This window comes from Marinobacter sp. SS21 (assembly GCF_028369065.1).
Classification (GTDB): domain Bacteria; phylum Pseudomonadota; class Gammaproteobacteria; order Pseudomonadales; family Oleiphilaceae; genus Marinobacter.
The window spans coordinates 140,048-158,362 of sequence record NZ_JAQNDA010000011.1; the positions used below are offsets into that span (position 1 = coordinate 140,048).

The 18,315-nt window shown below is 58.9% G+C and carries 15 protein-coding genes and 4 tRNA genes; 12 read left to right on the forward strand and 7 right to left on the reverse strand.

Annotated features, from left to right (window positions below; all coding sequences use genetic code 11):
• Window positions 1–25: 25 nt before the first annotated feature.
• The 3 genes from gspN (at window position 26) to gspD (ending at window position 3,663) form a co-directional block, all read left to right on the forward strand.
• Window positions 26–775, forward strand: coding sequence for a type II secretion system protein N (gene gspN / locus N6L25_RS14880; RefSeq protein WP_271981787.1), 750 nt, complete (start codon window positions 26–28; stop codon window positions 773–775).
• Entirely contained in the window at window positions 775–1,632 is an 858-nt protein-coding gene (locus N6L25_RS14885; RefSeq protein WP_271981789.1) for a type II secretion system protein N, read from the forward strand. The genes gspN and N6L25_RS14885 overlap by 1 nt, the downstream gene beginning before the upstream one ends.
• A gap of 75 nt (window positions 1,633–1,707) precedes the next feature.
• Window positions 1,708–3,663: a type II secretion system secretin GspD gene (gspD, locus tag N6L25_RS14890; protein WP_271981791.1), complete on the forward strand. Its 1,956-nt coding sequence runs from the start codon at window positions 1,708–1,710 to the stop codon at window positions 3,661–3,663.
• Between the two features lie 177 nt (window positions 3,664–3,840).
• Here the strand turns inward: gspD and N6L25_RS14895 are convergent, their stop codons facing one another.
• The 6 genes from N6L25_RS14895 to purE form a co-directional block, all read right to left on the reverse strand.
• On the reverse strand, window positions 3,841–5,790 hold the full coding sequence (locus N6L25_RS14895) for a M48 family metallopeptidase (RefSeq protein WP_271981793.1): 1,950 nt from the start codon (window positions 5,788–5,790) through the stop codon (window positions 3,841–3,843).
• 11 nt (window positions 5,791–5,801) lie between these two features.
• Window positions 5,802–6,389 (reverse strand): LemA family protein, encoded by a 588-nt coding sequence (locus tag N6L25_RS14900; RefSeq protein ID WP_271981795.1) that lies wholly within the window; start codon window positions 6,387–6,389, stop codon window positions 5,802–5,804.
• A gap of 40 nt (window positions 6,390–6,429) precedes the next feature.
• Window positions 6,430–8,490 carry a putative bifunctional diguanylate cyclase/phosphodiesterase gene (locus N6L25_RS14905; protein ID WP_271981797.1) on the reverse strand — a complete coding sequence of 687 codons (2,061 nt, stop codon included), beginning with the start codon at window positions 8,488–8,490 and terminating at the stop codon, window positions 6,430–6,432.
• 190 nt (window positions 8,491–8,680) lie between these two features.
• Complete coding sequence (locus N6L25_RS14910) at window positions 8,681–9,259, reverse strand: Fe-Mn family superoxide dismutase (protein ID WP_271981799.1); 579 nt, start codon at window positions 9,257–9,259, stop codon at window positions 8,681–8,683.
• Between the two features lie 186 nt (window positions 9,260–9,445).
• Complete coding sequence (locus N6L25_RS14915; protein WP_271981801.1) at window positions 9,446–10,561, reverse strand: 5-(carboxyamino)imidazole ribonucleotide synthase; 1,116 nt, start codon at window positions 10,559–10,561, stop codon at window positions 9,446–9,448.
• Between the two features lie 48 nt (window positions 10,562–10,609).
• A complete protein-coding gene (gene purE, locus N6L25_RS14920) occupies window positions 10,610–11,101 on the reverse strand; it encodes a 5-(carboxyamino)imidazole ribonucleotide mutase (RefSeq protein ID WP_271981803.1) in 492 nt (163 codons plus the stop codon).
• 156 nt (window positions 11,102–11,257) lie between these two features.
• On the opposite strand from purE, the gene N6L25_RS14925 reads away from it, so the two are divergent.
• The 6 genes from N6L25_RS14925 to N6L25_RS14950 all read left to right on the forward strand — a co-directional run bounded on the left by N6L25_RS14925 (window position 11,258) and on the right by N6L25_RS14950 (window position 14,092).
• Window positions 11,258–12,211 (forward strand): hypothetical protein, encoded by a 954-nt coding sequence (locus N6L25_RS14925; protein ID WP_271981805.1) that lies wholly within the window; start codon window positions 11,258–11,260, stop codon window positions 12,209–12,211.
• A gap of 117 nt (window positions 12,212–12,328) precedes the next feature.
• Entirely contained in the window at window positions 12,329–13,180 is an 852-nt protein-coding gene (locus tag N6L25_RS14930) for a DUF2846 domain-containing protein (RefSeq protein ID WP_271981807.1), read from the forward strand.
• 169 nt (window positions 13,181–13,349) lie between these two features.
• Entirely contained in the window at window positions 13,350–13,628 is a 279-nt protein-coding gene (locus N6L25_RS14935) for a hypothetical protein (protein WP_271981809.1), read from the forward strand.
• Window positions 13,629–13,782: 154 nt separating this feature from the next.
• Window positions 13,783–13,858, forward strand: a tRNA-Val gene (locus N6L25_RS14940).
• A gap of 70 nt (window positions 13,859–13,928) precedes the next feature.
• A tRNA-Asp gene (locus tag N6L25_RS14945) sits at window positions 13,929–14,005 on the forward strand.
• An 11-nt stretch (window positions 14,006–14,016) separates the two neighbouring features.
• Window positions 14,017–14,092: transfer RNA gene (locus N6L25_RS14950), tRNA-Val, on the forward strand.
• Window positions 14,093–14,307: 215 nt separating this feature from the next.
• Here the strand turns inward: N6L25_RS14950 and N6L25_RS14955 are convergent.
• Window positions 14,308–15,717, reverse strand: coding sequence for a 3-oxoacyl-ACP reductase (locus N6L25_RS14955; RefSeq protein WP_271981811.1), 1,410 nt, complete (start codon window positions 15,715–15,717; stop codon window positions 14,308–14,310).
• Window positions 15,718–15,958: 241 nt separating this feature from the next.
• Here N6L25_RS14955 and N6L25_RS14960 point away from each other — a divergent pair, with 241 nt between their 5' ends.
• The 3 genes from N6L25_RS14960 (at window position 15,959) to N6L25_RS14970 (ending at window position 18,206) form a co-directional block, all read left to right on the forward strand.
• Entirely contained in the window at window positions 15,959–17,287 is a 1,329-nt protein-coding gene (locus N6L25_RS14960; protein WP_271981813.1) for an acetyl-CoA C-acetyltransferase, read from the forward strand.
• A 544-nt stretch (window positions 17,288–17,831) separates the two neighbouring features.
• Window positions 17,832–17,908: transfer RNA gene (locus tag N6L25_RS14965), tRNA-Met, on the forward strand.
• 19 nt (window positions 17,909–17,927) lie between these two features.
• A complete protein-coding gene (locus N6L25_RS14970) occupies window positions 17,928–18,206 on the forward strand; it encodes a hypothetical protein (RefSeq protein WP_271981815.1) in 279 nt (92 codons plus the stop codon).
• Window positions 18,207–18,315: the final 109 nt, after the last annotated feature.

An 18,315-nucleotide genomic window follows, 5' to 3' on the forward strand; every position in this document is an offset into this window, starting at 1 on the left:
CACCTTCCTCCGCCCAGGCAAACTCATGCTGCTCATTTTTGCAGGCGTGGTTGTATACCTGTGTGCCTTGCTGTGGCTGATACCGGCCGGTTGGTTGTGGCAGCAGGTTTCCGGGCAAGTGCGTTTACCGCCGCAAGTGAAGGTGGTGTCGGTGAGCGGCTCATGGTGGGATGGCGTTGCCGGATTGCGCTTCCAGGGGCGGGATTTGCGCTTTGAATGGGCGCTGAGCTGGCCATCGGTGGCTGATCTGGAACTCCCGGTCAGCTTTGGCGTGCAGACCGCCTCGTCAAGGCTTAACGGTCACTTGGTCCTTGGCTGGCCGGACGAAGCCGCCTTGCAGGCCGCTGGCCGAATACACGTACCCGAATTCGAAGACCTGATTCGGCAGAGTAACGGTGCCCTGCTGGAAGGAGACGTCGTTATTGATCGACTCCAACTGAAGTGGGCCGAGAATCAATTGGCGGAGGCCACGGGGCGTGGGCATTGGCCGGGTGGACGAGTGACCTGGCCAGTAGGGGATGGTGTGCAAAGTGCCCAGTTCCCGGCGATGTCCGCCAGCCTGGAGCAACTCAGTGACGGTGTCACATTGACGGTTGCCCAGCAGGGCCAGCCCGATCCCGCCGCCGAGGCGGATATTCTGCGTAATGGCATGTTGGAGGTTCGGGTGTACAAGCGCCTGATCGACTTGGCAGGGCAGCCCTGGTCCGGCACGGCCAGTCCCGGTGATGTGGTGTTTCGGGTGCAGCAACCCTTGATACCAGGAGCGCGATTCTGATGGCAGCGCAGGGCTATGGACGGTGGGAACGGCTCGGTCGCCTGGCGGCCAACCTGTTGCTGGTGGCGTTGGTGCTGTATCTGGCGGTCACTCTGGCCAGGGTGACCTGGATGGTGTTGTGGCAGGAACAGCCTGCGCTGCAGATGACGACGATGGCGTCTTCCGGGAATACGGCGACCCGACAACTGTTGAATCAGCCCCTGGCTGGCTACGAACTGTTCGGGCGAGGCGAGGTCAATACCCGCCAGGTCGCCGAATCGGTGCGCCAGTCAGCTCCGGAAACCCGCCTCCGCTTGCGGTTGGAGGGAGTATTGGTAGCTGAGCGCGCGGAGGACTCCGGTGCTATAGTTGCAGGAACTGACGGGATAACGGAACACTATCGAGTTGGCGATACATTGCCTGGAAACGCCGAGCTGGTAGAAGTCGAACCGGGCAGAATCCTGATCCGGCGAAACGGACTGTATGAGACCCTGACTTTCGAGGACAGCCAACCCGAGGAGTTGGTGACGGAAACCGAGCCCGTGAATCTGGCCTCGCCTCAGGCGTTCGTTGACGATGTCCAGGCTCGGCTGGACGCTCAGGGTGCCGCGGCACTGGTTGCATTTGGTTTGAGGCCAGTTCAGGATGGGAGCGCCTCGGGCTATGTCTATGATGGCTCCAATCCCATGTTACGAGCGGTGAATCTGAAAGCGGGAGATGTGATTACCGCCATCAATGGCCAGTCTTTGGGCGATATGGAACAGGACCGGGCCTTGCTGGAATCCTGGCGTTCCCAGTCCCAGCTCGATATTGAAATCGAACGTAATGGTGCCCGCTTTTCGGTGAGCTACGCGCTGCCCGAAGAGTGGCGACAATAGCGCCGCGCTCATAGCCGTCAAGGAAATAACAATACCCGGCGAACGGGTTCTATCGATACAGGATGCGATCGTTGCATGAATAACCATAAAACCCCCTTCATCCGGGCTCTTGCGCTGATTTTTCTGCTTCCGCTGATGTCAGTGGCCCATGGACAGGAAGGCACCTGGCGCCTCAATCTCAAAGATGCGGATATCCGGGCTTTTGTAACCCAGGTGGCGGATATCACCGGCTACAGCTTTGTGGTCGATCCCCGGGTCAAGGGTAAGGTGACGGTGCTCTCAAGCGCGCCGATGAACAAGGATGAGATTTACGATCTGTTCCTGGCGGTGTTGCATGTCCATGGCTTTACTGCCATTCCGGGTGAAGAGGTTATCAAGGTTGTCCAGCAGGTGGATGCCAAACAGCTGGCAGAGAATCTTGACGGGTTCGACGAGGTGCCGTCGGAACAATTAGTGACTCAGGTCATCCAGGTGGACAACGCCAATGCCTTGGAATTGGTGCCCATCCTTCGACCCCTGGTTGCCAAATACGGACACCTGGCGGCGGTTGCGGCTGCCAATGCCCTGATCGTCAGCGACCATCAGGCCAACATAGCCCGCATTCAACAAATCGTGCGTGAGTTGGACAGCCCCTCCAAATATGAGGTGGAAGTGATTCAGCTTCAGGAGGCCTGGGTCGGGGATATGGTGACCCTGTTGCAGGAACTGGCGCCCCAGGAGCTGGGCAGTGCTGGCTCTCAGGATGCCGCCCGCAAGTACAGCGTTACCGCAGACGAGCGTAGTAACCGCCTGATCCTGAGGGGCGACGAATCCTTCCGGGACAAGATTCGCGGGTTGATTCAGCAGCTTGACCAGCCATCGGCCACCGGCGGAACCACCAAGGTGATTCGCCTGAATCACGCCGACGCCAAAACCCTGGTTGAAATTCTCAAGGGCGTGATGGGCGACGTCGCCAGCGAAGCCCCCGGTGCTTCGGCGTCCGGCGGTGGCTCCGCAGGCCGTCAGACTAACTTCTCCATTTTTGCCGATGAAGGCCTCAATGCCTTGGTCATCCGCGGCGAGCCGTCCCTCATGCAGGAGGCGGAGCTCATTGTTTCCCAGTTGGATGTCCGTCGCGCCCAGGTCTTGATCGAAGCGGCCATCGTTGAGATCAGCGACGAACTGGGTGAGGACCTGGGCATCCAGTTCGCCGTTGGCGATGAATCCGGCGAATCCACGCCGCTGGCCGGCACCAACTTTAACAACGTCGGTCGCAGCCTGACCGACGTGCTCTCGGCCCTTGTCAGCGATACCGTCATTGCCCCGGCCACTGGCGGCATCACCATTGGCGCTGCCCAGCGGGATCGGGACGGCATTACCTGGGGCGTGTTGCTACAGGCGCTGTCGACGTCTGCGGCCGCGAACTTGCTGTCAACGCCGAGCATTATCACCCTGGACAATCAGGAATCCGAGATTATCGTCGGTCAGAATGTACCGTTCCGTACCGGGGAATCGACGGTGACTGGCGATGGCACCACCAATCCCTTCACCACCATTGAACGACGGGACGTGGGCCTGACCCTGAAGGTGACGCCAACGATCAGCCGTGGCGGCCTGGTGCGACTGGTGGTTGAGCAGACCACAGAGAACATTGCGGACAGCATCGAGGACGCTTCCGATATCGTCACCAACAAGCGGGAAATCAAGACCACGGTTCTGGCCGACGACGGTGAGACCGTGGTGTTGGGCGGGCTGATCCGGGATGACTTCATGGTTAATGAGAGCAAGGTGCCTTTCCTGGGCGATATTCCCTATTTGGGCAGGCTGTTTTCCTCCCAGTCTGAACGTCGTGTGAAACGGAACCTGTTGGTTTTCCTGCGGCCGACGATCATGTTTGACAAGGAAGAAGCCGTGGCGGTGACAGACGACAAGTTCAACAGCCTGTGGGAAGTGGATCTGGGCATCCGCGAAAAGCTGGGTATGCCTGCGCCTGCAGACCCCGCGCAGCGGCCGCCCGTCGAATCGTTGTTTGATCCGGGATCACGGCCTTAAACCAGGTTGCTCAGTTGATATAAAAGCCGTGTCGATCGACACGGCTTTTTTCGTTCTGTTGGTAGGATGCGGTGAGACGCAGCCGAACCGCATCGTTCTCGTTGTTGGCCTAGAGTCGGTTTTGATGCGGTTCGCTTTGCTCACCGGCATCCTACGTGTCGTTGGTCAGTTTGGGCGTTAGCTGTCCACGGCGATGGGCGGCATCGGGCAGTCCAACTGGTCGGCCACCAATCGCAGCATTTCGTACTCGGTCACCGTGACCTGGCCGTCGTGACTGACACAATCGCCGCAGGCATCGATAATCGCCGGTTTAAGCAGTGGTGACAGGCTGTTGAGCTGCACCAGGGCGTCCCGTAGTTCCGCGATGGTGACCCTGTCGGCAAGCGGCTTGAGGTCGGCTGGGTTGGCAAAGCCAGCCAAGGCTTCGCGATACAGCTGGCCAGCACCCTCGGCCGACGAACTGCCGGCGCGGGCCATTAGGCTGAACAGGCGGTGTAGCGGGGTCTGCACGACTTGATAACTGCGATATTTTGTCGTCACCGCGGCGCCGGCGTTGACGCCCAGATGGCGCTGCAGGAAGCTGATCATGGCAAACTCGAACAGCGATACCCGTCCGTCGGCTTTCACCAGCCTCTGGGCGTATTCGATCAGTTGCCGCCGTTCCTCGGGATCCAGCTTGCGCAGAGCCGGCATGGCCAGCTCTAGTGAGGGAAAGCGGCTGGCTGCGCCCAGGGCTTTCAGGGTAGGGGTGAGCTTAGCAATCAGTGCGGGCTGGGGGGCGAGCAACGGATGGTCCTCGAGCAAGGACAGCACCTGTTCCTGGGCCGCTGCATCCAGTTGGTCCGTGAGCAGGGCATAGCAGAGCTGAACGGCGCCTGAGCGGGTATAGAGCAGGTCCAGAAAAGTGGCTGGCAATCGCTCCAGCAGATTTTTCGCATAGACTTCGCTGCGCTCAGTCACCTGCCCAACCGAACGGGATAAGCGATCGGCAGGGGTGTAGGTGATAGGAGGCAGCTCCTGCTCGGGTGCCGGTACGCCGGTGCCGGAAAAACCCGCGGCGGCCATGGGGGCAGTCTGTCCGCCACGGATCTGTGCGGCAGGCCGGGTGTCTCGCTGTCGGCTTTGCAGGCGGGCCAACAGACCGGGTTGGATGGCGTTAATACGTGCAGCGATGGGCGGATGGGAGGCCAGTAACCGTGAGAACTTCATAGCCGTGCTTTCGCCGAAGCACATGTGGTTCATGTCAGAGGCGTGACTGGTGGACTTCAGCAACCCACCCTGGAAACCGATCTTGTACAAGGCCGAAGCGATTCCTTCGGGATTGCGAGTGAACTGCACGGATGAGGCGTCGGCCAGCAGTTCCCGTTGCCGGGAAACCGCAGACTGGATCAGGCGGCCAAAGAACAGCCCCACGTAGCCGATCACCACCAGCGCCAGACCAAGGATGACGGCTGCTCCCTGTTCCTTGTTTCGGCGCGAGGAATAGCTGCTGGGGCTGGCGCTGTGAAGCAGGAAACTGCCGATCTGACCAATCATCAGTATGCCGGCGAGCACGGCAATCAAGCGCACATTGATTCGCATATCACCATTGAGGATGTGGCTGAACTCATGCCCGACAACCCCTTGCAGTTCGTCCCGGTTGAGTTGAGTAAGCGCGCCGTGGGTCACCACCATTACTGCTTCGCTGGGGCTGTAGCCCGCGACAAAGGCATTGATGCCGGTTTCCCGGTCCATGACATAGAGTTGCGGTACAGAAACCCCGCTGGCAATGGACATTTCCTCGACAATGTTGCGGAGTTTCCGCTCATCCGCGTCTTGGGTGGAAGGGTCGATCAGCCTGGCGCCCACCATGCGCGCTACACGTTCGCCGCCACCGGCCAGATCAATCCAGCGCACCAGCGAGCCGAGAACAATCAGGCAGACTACCGCGCCGGCGGTCATCAGGCCGTGGCTGCTGATCAGCCAGTCCATAAAGCTCAGGGAGGTGGTCTCGCTGCGGGTAACCAGATAGCCCACCAGGCAGACCGCCAGGCTGATGATGGCTACCGCCAGCAGGAACAGTGCAATCAGCAGCGTGGTGTTGCGCCGGGCGTTGGCCTGGCGCTGGAAGAACCCGGGATTTGCCATGACGCTACCGCTCAGAACGCGACTTTCGGGGCCAGGCGGGCTTCTGGGGATTCCAGCTCCAGCTGGGCGGTCTGCTTGAAGGCGAACAGGCCGGAGATAATGTTATTGGGGAACTGTTCGCGGAAGGTGTTATAGGTCATGACGCCGTCGTTGTAGGCCTGGCGCGCAAAGGAAACCCGATTTTCCGTGCTGGACAGCTCCTCCATGAGTTGTTGGATGGTTTCGTTGGCTTTCAGCTCCGGGTAGTTTTCTGCCACGGCGTAAAAATTCGCCAGCGCCTTGGTCAGCAGGTTTTCGGCGCTGCCGAGCTTTTGAATTTTGTTGCCATCAGCGGGGTCTCGGGCTGCGGTTTTCTGGGCGGCAACGGCGCCATTGCGAGCCTCCATGACCTGGGTCAAGGTGGATTTCTCGTGGCTCAGGTAGGCTTTCGCGGATTCCACCAGGTTGGGGATCAGGTCGTGGCGACGTTGCAGCTGGACATCAATCTGGGCAAAGCCGTTCTTGAACTGATTGCGTAGTGATACCAGTCGGTTGTAGATGAATACCAGGTAAAGCACAGCAATGGCGATGACGCCGAGTCCGATCAGGGTGGTGGTCATGGAGGCTCCTTGCTCATGGGTGTCTGGGCGCGGGTGGCGATTAGGCGTTGTTCTCCGCCATCTTACCGTGAAATTCTGCGACAAACGACACAAACTCCTGTGCAGGCAAAGGCTTGGAGAAGTAATAGCCCTGAGCGAGCTGGCAACCCCGTTGTCGCAGGTAAAACTCCTGTTCGGCGGTCTCGACACCCTCGGCGATAACCGACAGGTTCAGACTCTTGCCCAAGTCAATGATGGTGTTGGCGATACGGGTGTCGTCTTCGTTCACCAGAAGATCCTGAACAAACTGTTTGTCGATTTTCAGGTGTTGCACCGGCATCCGCTTCAGATAGGTCAGCGATGAATAGCCGGTACCGAAGTCATCGACTGCGATCTGGATGCCTTCTCGTTTCAGGAGCTGGAGTTTGCTGATGGCATCTTCCAGATTGGTCATGACGCTGGTTTCGGTGACTTCGAGCTCCAGTCCGCCCGGTGGGATCCGGTGCCGGGACAGGGTGTCGAGCACGATGGCGAGGATGTTGTCCTGGCGCAGCTGGACCGCGGAGAGGTTGACAGCCATGCGTAGGGAAAGGCCATTGGCGGCCCATTCCGCGGCTTGGCGGCAGGCTTGATCCAAAACCCAGGCTCCGATTTCGACGATCTGCCCATTCAGTTCCGACAGGGGGATGAAGTGGTCGGGAGGAATGAGTCCCCGCTCCGGGTGTTGCCATCGGATCAACGCCTCGGCGCCGATCACCCGACCAGTATCCAGGCTGATTTGGGGCTGATAGAGCAGGTGGAACTCGTTCTCGGCCAGAGCCCTGGCCATGTCTTTCTCAAGCTGCTTGCGCTCACGCATTTCCTGGTCGACGCTGGCCACGTAAAACTGGTAGCTGTTTCGGCCACTGTCCTTGGCCAGGGTCATGGTTTGCTCGGCGTACTGGAGCAGCCTGTCAAGCTCGTCGGCATCATTTGGGAACAGGGCAACGCCGATCGTGGCGGTTAAGGTGATCGAACGGTTGTGCGCGGGTACCGGCTGGCTGAACAGCTCCAGTAATTTTTCGGCCGTGATGGCCGCCTGGTAGCCTGTCGCCAGCTGTTTTTGCACCAGGACAAACTGGTCGCTTCCGAGCCTGGCTTTGAGAAAGTCGCGGTCGTTGAAACCGGAATCCAGGCGATCGGCAATGCCTTGCAAGATCAAGTCGCCGTTTTCATACCCCAACTGATCGTTGATGCTTTTGAAATCGTCGATGCCGCAGCAGAAAACGGCGGTCACCTTGTGCTGCTTTCGGGCATCATCCATGGCGCTTTTGAGCAAACTGAGCAGATATTCCCGGCTGGGCAATCCGGTGAGTTTGTCGAAGCGGGACAGTCGGGTCACCCGCTCCTCCGCTTCTCTTTGCTTTTTTTGGCTGTCGGAGATGGCGACCAGCAAGTTGTTGGTGGCATTCACCCACAGTCCCAGCTCATCCCGTGTGTGACCCTTGACCGTGGTGATCAATCGGGTGTCCGGGTGGTCCGGGTCAACCTGGGCCAGAGAGGCGATGATTTTCAACAACGGCTTGGTGAGCAACAAGTGATACACCATGAACAGCACCAGGGCGAGAATCATGGCCCGGGCCAGGCCGGAGCCAAAGGTGAGCGTGGCTCTTTCCAGCCAGCTCTCGGCGGTGGGGCCGGTATCGTAATGCATCTCCAGATAGCCATAGACCGTGGGCTGGCTCTGGTGGCGGGACAGTTCGATTCGATAGCTCCGCTCTGCCAGGAAAATGGTGTCGGTTAACGGGCGATAGGGCGCTTGCTGCAGGGGGCGGGTGCGTTCGCCAAGGGGCTGACCGTCGGGGTGAGTAATCCGCGCCAGCCGGACGGTTTGTTGCTCAAACAGGCCGTCAACCACTTGCTGGGCAAGTTCTTCATCGATACTGAACACGGCCTGGGTGGCGGCATCCCGAACCAGGGCCATGGTTTGATAGGCCTGTCGATCCAGGTCGGTGGATACCCGTTTGGCATCAATGACGATCTGGCTCGCGCTCAGCACGATACCGGAAACCAAGGCTATCGAAAGGACCCAGCGTAAAATCCGGTATCCCAGCCGGTGTTCGATCTTGAATGACGTTTTCATTGATGGCCGAGTTTGTTGTTATGGTTGCGTTGGCGTCGATAGCCGAGATAGACCGCGTAGTTAAGATATCTATTCTTATCAATTCTGGCGCCGAAGCCTATGCCGAATTGTAAGATATTAAAAAAAACGCCCGCAAAAGCGGGCGTTTTTGGGGGTGGCAGGTCAAAACTGCCACGAAAGTCCGGTTGGCTTACGCCAGGTTTTCGTTGACGAAATCCCAGTTCACCAGCTTCCAGAAAGCTTCCAGATAGTTCGGACGGGAATTGCGGTAGTCGATGTAGTAGGCGTGCTCCCATACATCGCAGGTCAGTACCGGCTTGTCGGCGGAAGTCAGTGGTGTTTCGGCGTTGCTGGTGTTCGCGATGGCAACGCTGCCGTCCGCTTTCTTGACCAGCCAGGTCCAGCCGGAACCGAAGTTGTTGGCGGCCTTGTCGTTGAACTCCTTCTGGAAGTTTTCGAACGAACCGAAAGCGGCGTTGATGGCGTCAGCCGCTGCACCGGTCGGAGCGCCACCGCCATTGGGGCTCAGGCAGTGCCAGTAGAATGTGTGGTTCCAGATCTGGGCGGCGTTATTGAACAGTGGGCCGCTGGAGCTTTTGATGATGTCTTCCAGAGACTTATTGGCATCGTCGGTGCCTTCCACCAGCCCGTTCAGCTTGGTGACGTAGGTCGCATGGTGCTTGCCGTAATGGTATTCCAGCGTTTCCTCGGAAATGTGCGGTTCCAGTGCATTCTTTGCGTAAGGCAGTGCGGGAAGTTCAAATGCCATGAGGTCGTTCTCCCTGGTTTCTCTCAGTTTAGCAATGGGCGGAGGGCGCCCATTGAAGTGTATCCTATTTGCCGAATTTTACAGTCGGCGGCTGTCAAATGGCATTCACCGATCCGCGAATACCACGCAACCACTTACTATCGGGGCCGCGGATGGCAGTTTCAAGCCCTGTCATGGCCCGGCCCGTCAGAGTCTGGTCAAGGAGCAGTCAAAGTCCGGAGAGCCGGGCAAAAACTCCACGCAATTACGCACTCGCCAGACCAGCTCTTCATAGCTGTCCGCCAGCACGTTGATATGTCCCAGCTTGCGCCCTGGCCGTTCGCCCTTGTCGTAAAGGTGCACGTGGGCGTAGGGCAGTTTGAGGATGCTGTCGATGTCGCCATGCTCACCAATAATGTTGATCATGCAACTCACGCCCCGGGGGGAGGTGTCGCCAAGGGCGTGTCCGCTCACCGCGCGAATGTGATTCTCGAACTGGCTGGTCACAGCGCCTTCAATGGTCCAGTGCCCGGAATTGTGGACGCGCGGAGCCATTTCGTTGGCGACCAGGCCGGTGGCTGTTTCAAACAGTTCCAGCGTCAGCACGCCGACGTAGTCCAGCTCGCTGAGCAGGGCCCGGATATAGCGTTCCGCTTCGGTTCGGGTGTCTTCCGACAGTTTCGGTGCCGGGGCGATGGAGTAGCGTAGGATGCCCTCGTGATGGGCATTCTCCGCCATCGGATAGAAGCTGATTTGGCCATCTTCGGCGCGGGCGGCAATGATCGACACTTCCCGGGAGAACTCGACAAATTTCTCGACGATCAGGCGCGGGTGGCCTATCGCCTGCCAGGCTGCCTCGGCTTCTTCCGGTGAGCGCAGTACCGCCTGTCCCTTGCCGTCGTAGCCTTCGGTGTTGGATTTGGCCACCACTGGACAACCCAGGGCCTCCGCGGCTTGCTTCAGGCTTTCGGCGCTATCGGCAATTCGCCACTGCGGCGTGGGAATGCCCAGTTCTCCGAACAGCGTTTTCTCCGCTTCCCGGTTTTGGCAAACTTGCAATGCGCGGGGGGAGGGGAACACCGGTTTTTCGGCAGCGATGCGTTCGGCAATCTGGACGGGGAGGTGCTCGAACTCATAGGTGACCCGGTCGACGCGGCTCAGGAAGTCCTCAAGATACTGGCCCTCCCGATCGACGATGACCTCGCCGAGCCCAACGCTGGGGCTGCCGGACATATCGTAAAAAACGAATTTTTTTGCCAGAGGGTAGCCGGCCAGGGCCAGCATCCTGCCCAGTTGTCCGGCGCCTAACACACCAATTCGCATGGGAATCTCCCGAAGTTCCAAAGGTGGCAACACTGTGGTGCTATGACGTTAGGACCCCTTCGGGTCCGGATTGTCCAGTATGGTCTGGGTCTGGGTGGTGCGGAATGCGTCCACCGCCTGCCGGACCTGATCATCGAAGGTGCCGATGATCTGAGCGGCCAGCAGGCCGGCATTGGTAGCGCCTGCCTTGCCGATGGCCAGTGTGCCTACCGCAATGCCGCCCGGCATCTGTACGATGGACAGCAGGGAGTCGAGACCGTTCAATGCCTTGGACTGCACCGGTACTCCAAGCACGGGCAGGGAGGTCTGGGAGGCGACCATGCCAGGCAGATGAGCTGCGCCACCGGCGCCTGCAATGATGACCTTCAGACCCCGCTCCGAAGCGGTCTTGGCGTAGTCAAAAAGCAGGTCAGGCGTTCGATGAGCGGAAACCACGCGGGTTTCGTACGCTACACCCAGTTTATCCAGCATATCAGCGGCGTGTTCCATCGTCGGCCAATCCGACTTGGAGCCCATGATGAGTCCTACCAGCGGTTGCATAAGAAGCAGTCCCGAAGAGTGTCAAGAAAGCCGGCCATTGTATGTACTGCCGGGGGCTCATGCAAATAACGTCCTGGGCCTATTTGGTCGGATGCCTGCAGGGCGGTATTATCAAGGCCTTATCTTACAACCGCCCGATGGTGAACTGAGGTCAGTATGGAACCGATTCGTCCCGATGACGATGAGCTGAGAGGCATGCGCCCCCAAAAATCTCCAAAAACAAAAGCCGGCAACAGCGCTGTGGCCAAGCCTGACATCGCCGCCAGTGGCGTCAAGAAGACCAGCAAGCCTCGACAGCCCAGTAAGCCCGGCGGCCGCGGGCATGGGGGTGCTGGCGTTGGGCTTTGGTTGTTGGCGTTGCTGTTAGTGGCGGGCTCTGCGCTTGGCGGGGCGGCCTGGTTCAGCCAGCAACAGCGAATCGCCGCGTTGGAATCGCAGCTTGAAGAGGCGGACTATTGGGCTCGGCAAAGCAAGTTGGCCCTGGCCCGGTTTGAAGGGGAGTTGAGTGAGACCGGCGAAAGCCTGGAAGAGACCGGGGCGTCCATGGCCGAGCGATTGCAGGCGCACTCTGGGCGGCTGGATACCGTCGACCAGGAGATCGGCAAGCTGTGGGTGCTGGCAAATGAGCGAAACCGCAAACAGTTGGTTGAGCAGCAAGCCCGGATCGGCACTCTCGGAACCGCCATGGCTGGGCAGCAGGAAGCATTAACGGCGATCCAGGCCGACATCGCCGCTCTTGGGGGCCGGCTCGACGCGGCTATGGCAAAGACCAATGAGCGAATGGACGCGCAGGGCAACCAGTTGGCCGGTCGGCTGCAAGAGCTGAGCGGGCAGCTCGACACCGTGGGTGACCAGGTGGAGCTGCGACTGCGGCGGTTTGTTCAGGAGCGCAGTCTGGCGGAGCAAGAGGTCCGTACACGGGTGCAGGCGCTGGAGCGAAGGGCCGGTCAGCAGGCAGAAGCCAGCGCACTCGATCAAGCCGAGGCCCGTCTGGCGCAGTTGGAGCAGACCGTCAGATCCATTGACTCCTCCCGTTCGCAACTTACCTCACGGTTGGTTAGGTTGTCGGACGAGGTTGCAACTTTGCGGCAACAGATGGCCACCCAATAAGAGCGGGCTAGCGCCTGTCTGTAACGGTTTGTAGTCATCTCTTGAGGCAGCTCTCAGTTCGGTGGCGTCTTGGCTGCTAGAATCAGGCATCCATAATGGCCCAAGAGATTGATAACAATGACCACGCCGTTGCTGTTCAGAACTGCTTTGGCGCTTACCCTGGCGCTCTTGTCTGGTTGCCACGTCTACCAGTCCATCGGCAAGAGCACCGGGGCCTTCCTTCACCCTGTTTCGGGGCATGATTTTGTCCACATAGGTAACGACGAGTGGGATCCGCGCCACGCCCTGATCTACTTTTATCGAACCCACTCCCAGTGGGCGGCGGATGAAATCGAGGCGCCAAGCGTCTATGTGGATGACAAGCACTACTTCAATATCCGTAACAACAGCTTTACCTGGCTGGAAGTGAGTCCTGGTGAGCGCCAGATTGCAATGCGCCGGCCCCTGATGGGCCTGGAAGGGCTTGGTGACTTCAGTTTGAGTCTGATCGTCGATGCCACGTTGATGGTTGAGCCAGGAAAAATCTACTACCTGCGCTACAACGAACTCAGCGCGCCGGAAACCGGGCATTCCAGTCTGGACCCGGAGCACCCGCTAGCGACCAGCGATCTGAGGCTGGTGACCCGGGACGAGGCCATGAGAGCAGAGGAGCTGGTCTCTACCCAGTTCCTCAACAGCGATCTGCTGGCGCCCAACCATGCCGCTACCTCCATTGCCCGTGATAACGAAGATGCCGCCTATGAGCGGGATATGGTGAGACTGCAGCAAGAGCGCGAAGAGGAAGTCGCCGCGCTGGTGGAGCAGGGGCTGTACGACGAGCCGGCTTGGTACTGGCCGTTTGGCGGCGGCGCAAGGGTTCCATTGCAGACCGAGCGAAAAATCCGCGAGCGAGAGAACGCCTATGCCCTGTTGCAGCGTGAGCGTGAACGGGAAGACGAGCGGGCTGGTGATGGTTGGTGGATTTTCTAGGTGTTAGTTAGGGCGCCGCTTAAGGGATTTCCGGTTGTCGCCTCAATAGTGTGACGCTCGTCTCGGAAAGTTTGGCCAAAATAACACTGCATTTTGTTTCGCCTGCAATTGTTCCGGGCCGACATCATTACTAGACTGAGGGAACGGTTTATTGTCGAGGAAAGGGAGTATGTCATTAAAGGAAACGGTCTTGGGGAATGTTCGGCGGCTATCTGAGGAAGTGGTCCCCGGCATTTTGACGGCAGTGGATGAGCGAGTTGGGCAGCTGAAAGAGCGTATCGATGAGATCAACTGCTCGCTGGCCAGCAGGGCGCTGCCGGCGGCACGGAGAGAACGGGTCAAGACGCTGTTGCTGGAGCAGAAGGCGGCGGTAGCCAGCCAGAAACGGAAAGCGATGAAAGTGGTCCGGGCATCGCGGCAATCAATCACTCGCGGTCGGGCTTCTTAAGTGTTGGAGTTGTATGAACTTTGTTCGGTTTTAAGTGGTTTGAAATTTTTTAAAGAAAATAGCGGGAAAAGGTTTGACAGCGCCGGAGAAATGCTTAAAATGCGCGTCTCAATTGGTTGAGACAGCAGCGCTGACTTAGCCAATGCTGGAAAGTGGGTGGTTAGCTCAGCTGGGAGAGCATCGCCCTTACAAGGCGAGGGTCACTGGTTCGATCCCAGTACCACCCACCATTTTTCAGCTCGACCGGATCACCCCATCCGGTCATCGATTCTGAATCGAAAGCGATTCGAGAGTCAATGCGGAGCGGTAGTTCAGCTGGTTAGAATACCGGCCTGTCACGCCGGGGGTCGCGGGTTCGAGTCCCGTCCGCTCCGCCATTTCTTTTCCTGGGTGGTTAGCTCAGCTGGGAGAGCATCGCCCTTACAAGGCGAGGGTCACTGGTTCGATCCCAGTACCACCCACCATTTTTTCGCACGATCTTAAATTAACCGTCTTCTGGTGAGATAACCGGATGGATGGTTTTTTTGCGTCTGTGTTTTTTGCCCGTTGCTGCCTGTGAAGGTCGTTGCGATTAACGGAATCAGGCTTTCGGGCTGGCAGGGTAGTGAGCGGGTGGAAGTCCGGCGGGTAAGGCCGGGGACAGATCTGAGACCTGCCCCCGGGCTTCGGGCTTATTGCGTTACTTGCCGATCAAAGACTGGCCGCACACCCGTACTACGTTGCCGTTGACGCCGACGGAGGCCGGGTTGCAGTACCAGCCAATGGTCTCTGCAACGTCAACCGGCTGACCACCCTGAGACAGGCTGTTCATGCGTCGTCCGGCTTCGCGGATCGTAAGCGGCATGGCAGCGGTCATCTGGGTTTCGATAAAGCCGGGGGCGACGGCATTGATGGTGATGCCGTTCTTCAGCTGTTTGGCCATGGCTTCCACGTAACCAATGACGCCTGACTTGGCGCAAGAGTAGTTGGTCTGACCGAAGTTGCCGGCGATGCCGCTGATGGACGACACGCAGACGATGCGGCCGTTTTCCCGCAGCAGTTCCCGGCTCAGCAGTTCTTCGTCGATCAGTTCTTCCGCGGTCAGGTTGACCGCAATGGCCATGTCCCAGAAATGCTCGGGCATGTTGCCCAGGGTCTTGTCCCGGGTAATGCCGGCATTGTGGATCACCAGGTCGATGCCGTCGAAGTGCTCGCTCACGAAATCGGCGATCAGCTTGGGCGCTTGGCTGTCAGTGATGTCGCAGGCCAGGGCCTTGCCCTTGATCCGGTCGGTCACCTTCTGCAGGTCGTCCATGGCGGGAGGGATGTCCAGACCGATGACCGTGGCGCCGTCGCGGGCCAGGGTTTCCGCGATAGACTCACCAATGCCGCGGGAGGCGCCTGTCACCAGGGCGACTTTGCCGGCCAGCGGTGCTACCGGGTTTGTTGCCACAGGGGGCTGAGAGGACTTGGCGATATGGGCAACCTGACCGGAAACGTAAGCGGAACGCGGAGACAGGAAGAAGCGGAGGCTGGACTCAATCTGCTTCTCTGCTCCGGGCGCTGCCAGCAACAGGTTGGCGGTGGCGCCCTTTTTGCCAATTTCCTTGCCAATGCTCCGGGTGAACCCTTCCAGGGCGCGCTGAGCCGCGGCCTGGGCCGGCTTTTTGCTGTTGCTGGGGTCTTGCCCGATGATCACTACGCGGCCGTTGCGGGCGAGGCTGCGAATGGTGGGGTGGAAAAAGTCGTACAGGGCGCGAAGCTCGGCTGGGCCGGACAGGCCGGTGGCGTCGAACACCAGTGCCGCGAACTTGCGGTCAATGTCAGAATTCAGGTCCAGAGCCGTGGCTTTGTTACCGGCTTTGGCTGAATCCGCAATGGTGTCTGCGCCACTGGCGTGAAAAACCTCGGCCGGACTGGCGCCCAGAATGCTACCGATGGTGGCAATGGCCTTGCCGCCCTGGGCCGCGCCCACCAGAACGTCGCCTTCAACAAAGGGTTGATCGGCGCGTTTCCAGCGATTGAGGGGGACGGGTGCGGGCAGGCCCAAAGACTGGGCGGCGGACTTGCCTACCGGTGTATTGACGAATCTCAGGTACAGATCTGACATGGAGCGTTCCTTTTCATCGGCGCTGGAGGCGCCGGTCTTGTGTTTCTGTGTGGTGCAATCGTATTCAAAGGCCCTAAGGTTAAGGGATCGACAGCTATTTGAATTGACTTAACGCGAATACCCTATTGTCAGGCCTGCCAATGAGCGGGAAGTGCATGGCGTTAGACTGCAAGGCAATCCAACGTTAGGGAGCCTCTGAATAACTCCCTTAAAAGAACCACGCTGACACTAGGAAAAGACTATGGCACAGAGTAAAGGCGCCGCTCAGGCAAAAGGCAAGAACAGTGGAAGTCAGACCGGGCAGATTCGCCGAGTTGCGGTACTTGGTGGCAACCGGATCCCCTTCGCACGCTCCAACACTGCCTACAGCAAGGTCAGCAACCAGGAGCTGCTGACGGCTGCACTGCGTGGCCTGGTGGATCGCTACAATCTCCAGGGTAAGCAGCTGGGTGAAGTGGTTGCCGGTGCCGTTATCAAGCACTCCCGGGACTTCAACCTGACCCGTGAGGCGGTACTGAGCTCCGGGTTGGCCCCAGAGACCTCCGCGTACGATATTCAGCAGGCCTGCGGCACAGGGCTGGAAGCTGCTATCCTGGTCGCTAACAAGATTGCTCTTGGCCAGATTGAATGCGGCATTGCCGGTGGCACGGACACCACTTCCGATGCGCCCATCGGTGTGGGCGAGGGTCTGCGGGAGATTTTGCTGGATCTCAATCGTGCCAAATCCAACAGCGAGCGTCTGAAGATTCTGGGTCGTTTCCGTCCGAGCCACCTGGTTCCGAACATTCCGGAGAATGGCGAGCCTCGCACCGGCATGTCCATGGGGGATCACTGCCAGGTCACCGCCCATGAGTGGGCCATTCCTCGCGACGAGCAGGACCAGCTGGCCTATGAGAGCCATCAGAAGCTGGCGGCGGCCTTTGAGGAAGGTTTCTTTGAAGACCTGATGACACCGCTGGCCGGCCTGGAAATGGATAACATCCTGCGTCCGGATACCTCTCTGGAAAAGCTTGCCAGCCTCAAGCCGTGCTTCGATCGTGAGAACGGCACCATGACTGCTGCTAACAGCACCGCTTTGACCGACGGCGCCTCCTGCGTGCTGTTGGCCAGCGAAGCGTGGGCCAAGGAAAATGGCTACGAGGTTCAGGCGTATCTGACCTTCTCCGAAGTGGCGGCGGTTGATTTTGTCGAGAAGAAAGAAGGGCTGTTGATGGCACCGGCCTATGCGGTGCCGCGCATGTTGGAAAAAGCGGGGCTGACCCTGCAGGATTTCGATTTCTACGAAATCCACGAGGCCTTCGCCGCTCAGGTACTGTCTACGCTTAAGGCCTGGGAAGATCCCGAGTTCTGTAAAGAGCGCCTGGGTCTGGACAAGCCGCTGGGTAGCATCGACCGCAGCAAGATGAACGTTAAGGGCAGCAGTCTGGCGACTGGGCACCCGTTTGCCGCGACCGGTGGCCGGATCGTTGCAACCCTGGCCAAGCTGCTGGAGCAGAAGGGCAGTGGCCGCGGGCTGATCTCGATCTGTGCCGCCGGTGGTCAAGGTGTGACTGCGATCCTGGAGCGTTAAGGGGAGAGAGCGGTTCTCCGCCGAATAGCCTGGCACCGTTCAAAGGCCGTGCTGGGCCATTTGTAGGATGTGGAGAGGCGCAGCCGAACCGCATCATTCGTGCCGGCATGTGGGGGCGTTGATGCGGTTCGCTGTGCTCACCGCATCCTACGACTCTTTGGCGTGGCATTCCCAGTAATACTCGACGAACCAAAAAGCTGCTTTTCCCTTTGACTTGCGAGGCCGCGCACCGTATTATGCGCAACCTCGCTGGGAAACGCAGTACCCAGTGTCCAGTTTTGATGCGGGGTGGAGCAGTCTGGTAGCTCGTCGGGCTCCCAATATCCGCAAAAGCCGAAGGGAGTCGCCGACCTTCGGATTATGAGCCCGACCAAGCGGCAGGCTCTGAAGATTCAGGCGAGTACAAGTTTTGATGCGGGGTGGAGCAGTCTGGTAGCTCGTCGGGCTCCCAATCTCCGCAAAAGCCGAAGGGAGTCGCCGACCTTCGGATTATGAGCCCGATCAAGCGGCAGGCTCTGAAGATTCAGGTGAGTACAAGTTTTGATGCGGGGTGGAGCAGTCTGGTAGCTCGTCGGGCTCATAACCCGAAGGTCGTTGGTTCGAATCCAGCCCCCGCTACCATTTTAAGAAAAGCCGGTCTGTGACCGGCTTTTCTTGTTATTGTTGGGGGCTTTTGAGTCAGCGCTCTTTGTTTGCGCTGCGCGCGGTAGGGTTGCTGCCGCAGAAGCTGGTCGCTTCTGCTCCCCGCTACCATTTTAAGAAAAGCCGGTCTGTGACCGGCTTTTCTTGTTATTGCTGGGGGCTTTTGAGTCAGCGCTCTTTGTTTGCGCTGCGCGGGGTAGGGTTGCTGCCGCAGAAGCTGATCGCTTCTGCTCCCCGCTACCATTTCAAGAAAAGCCGGTCTGTGGAGGCTGTGTGAAAACAGTCTCCGAAGCTGGCAAAATAACCGCGACATGGTTCGCGGTTATTTTTATGAGGCACAAGGAAGGCACACCTCGCAGTCAGACGCTTCTGCTCCCCCCGAGCGT

Excerpts from the sequence above, each read along its gene's own strand:
- gspN (WP_271981787.1), top strand. The coding sequence starts at position 26 with ATGCTGCTCATTTTTGCAGGCGTGGTTGTATACCTGTGTGCCTTGCTG.
- N6L25_RS14885 (WP_271981789.1), top strand. The coding sequence starts at position 775 with ATGGCAGCGCAGGGCTATGGACGGTGGGAACGGCTCGGTCGCCTGGCG.
- gspD (WP_271981791.1), top strand. The coding sequence starts at position 1,708 with ATGAATAACCATAAAACCCCCTTCATCCGGGCTCTTGCGCTGATTTTT.
- N6L25_RS14895 (WP_271981793.1), bottom strand. The coding sequence starts at position 5,790 with ATGGCAAATCCCGGGTTCTTCCAGCGCCAGGCCAACGCCCGGCGCAAC.
- N6L25_RS14900 (WP_271981795.1), bottom strand. The coding sequence starts at position 6,389 with ATGACCACCACCCTGATCGGACTCGGCGTCATCGCCATTGCTGTGCTT.
- N6L25_RS14905 (WP_271981797.1), bottom strand. The coding sequence starts at position 8,490 with ATGAAAACGTCATTCAAGATCGAACACCGGCTGGGATACCGGATTTTA.
- N6L25_RS14910 (WP_271981799.1), bottom strand. The coding sequence starts at position 9,259 with ATGGCATTTGAACTTCCCGCACTGCCTTACGCAAAGAATGCACTGGAA.
- N6L25_RS14915 (WP_271981801.1), bottom strand. The coding sequence starts at position 10,561 with ATGCGAATTGGTGTGTTAGGCGCCGGACAACTGGGCAGGATGCTGGCC.
- purE (WP_271981803.1), bottom strand. The coding sequence starts at position 11,101 with ATGCAACCGCTGGTAGGACTCATCATGGGCTCCAAGTCGGATTGGCCG.
- N6L25_RS14925 (WP_271981805.1), top strand. The coding sequence starts at position 11,258 with ATGGAACCGATTCGTCCCGATGACGATGAGCTGAGAGGCATGCGCCCC.
- N6L25_RS14930 (WP_271981807.1), top strand. The coding sequence starts at position 12,329 with ATGACCACGCCGTTGCTGTTCAGAACTGCTTTGGCGCTTACCCTGGCG.
- N6L25_RS14935 (WP_271981809.1), top strand. The coding sequence starts at position 13,350 with ATGTCATTAAAGGAAACGGTCTTGGGGAATGTTCGGCGGCTATCTGAG.
- N6L25_RS14955 (WP_271981811.1), bottom strand. The coding sequence starts at position 15,717 with ATGTCAGATCTGTACCTGAGATTCGTCAATACACCGGTAGGCAAGTCC.
- N6L25_RS14960 (WP_271981813.1), top strand. The coding sequence starts at position 15,959 with ATGGCACAGAGTAAAGGCGCCGCTCAGGCAAAAGGCAAGAACAGTGGA.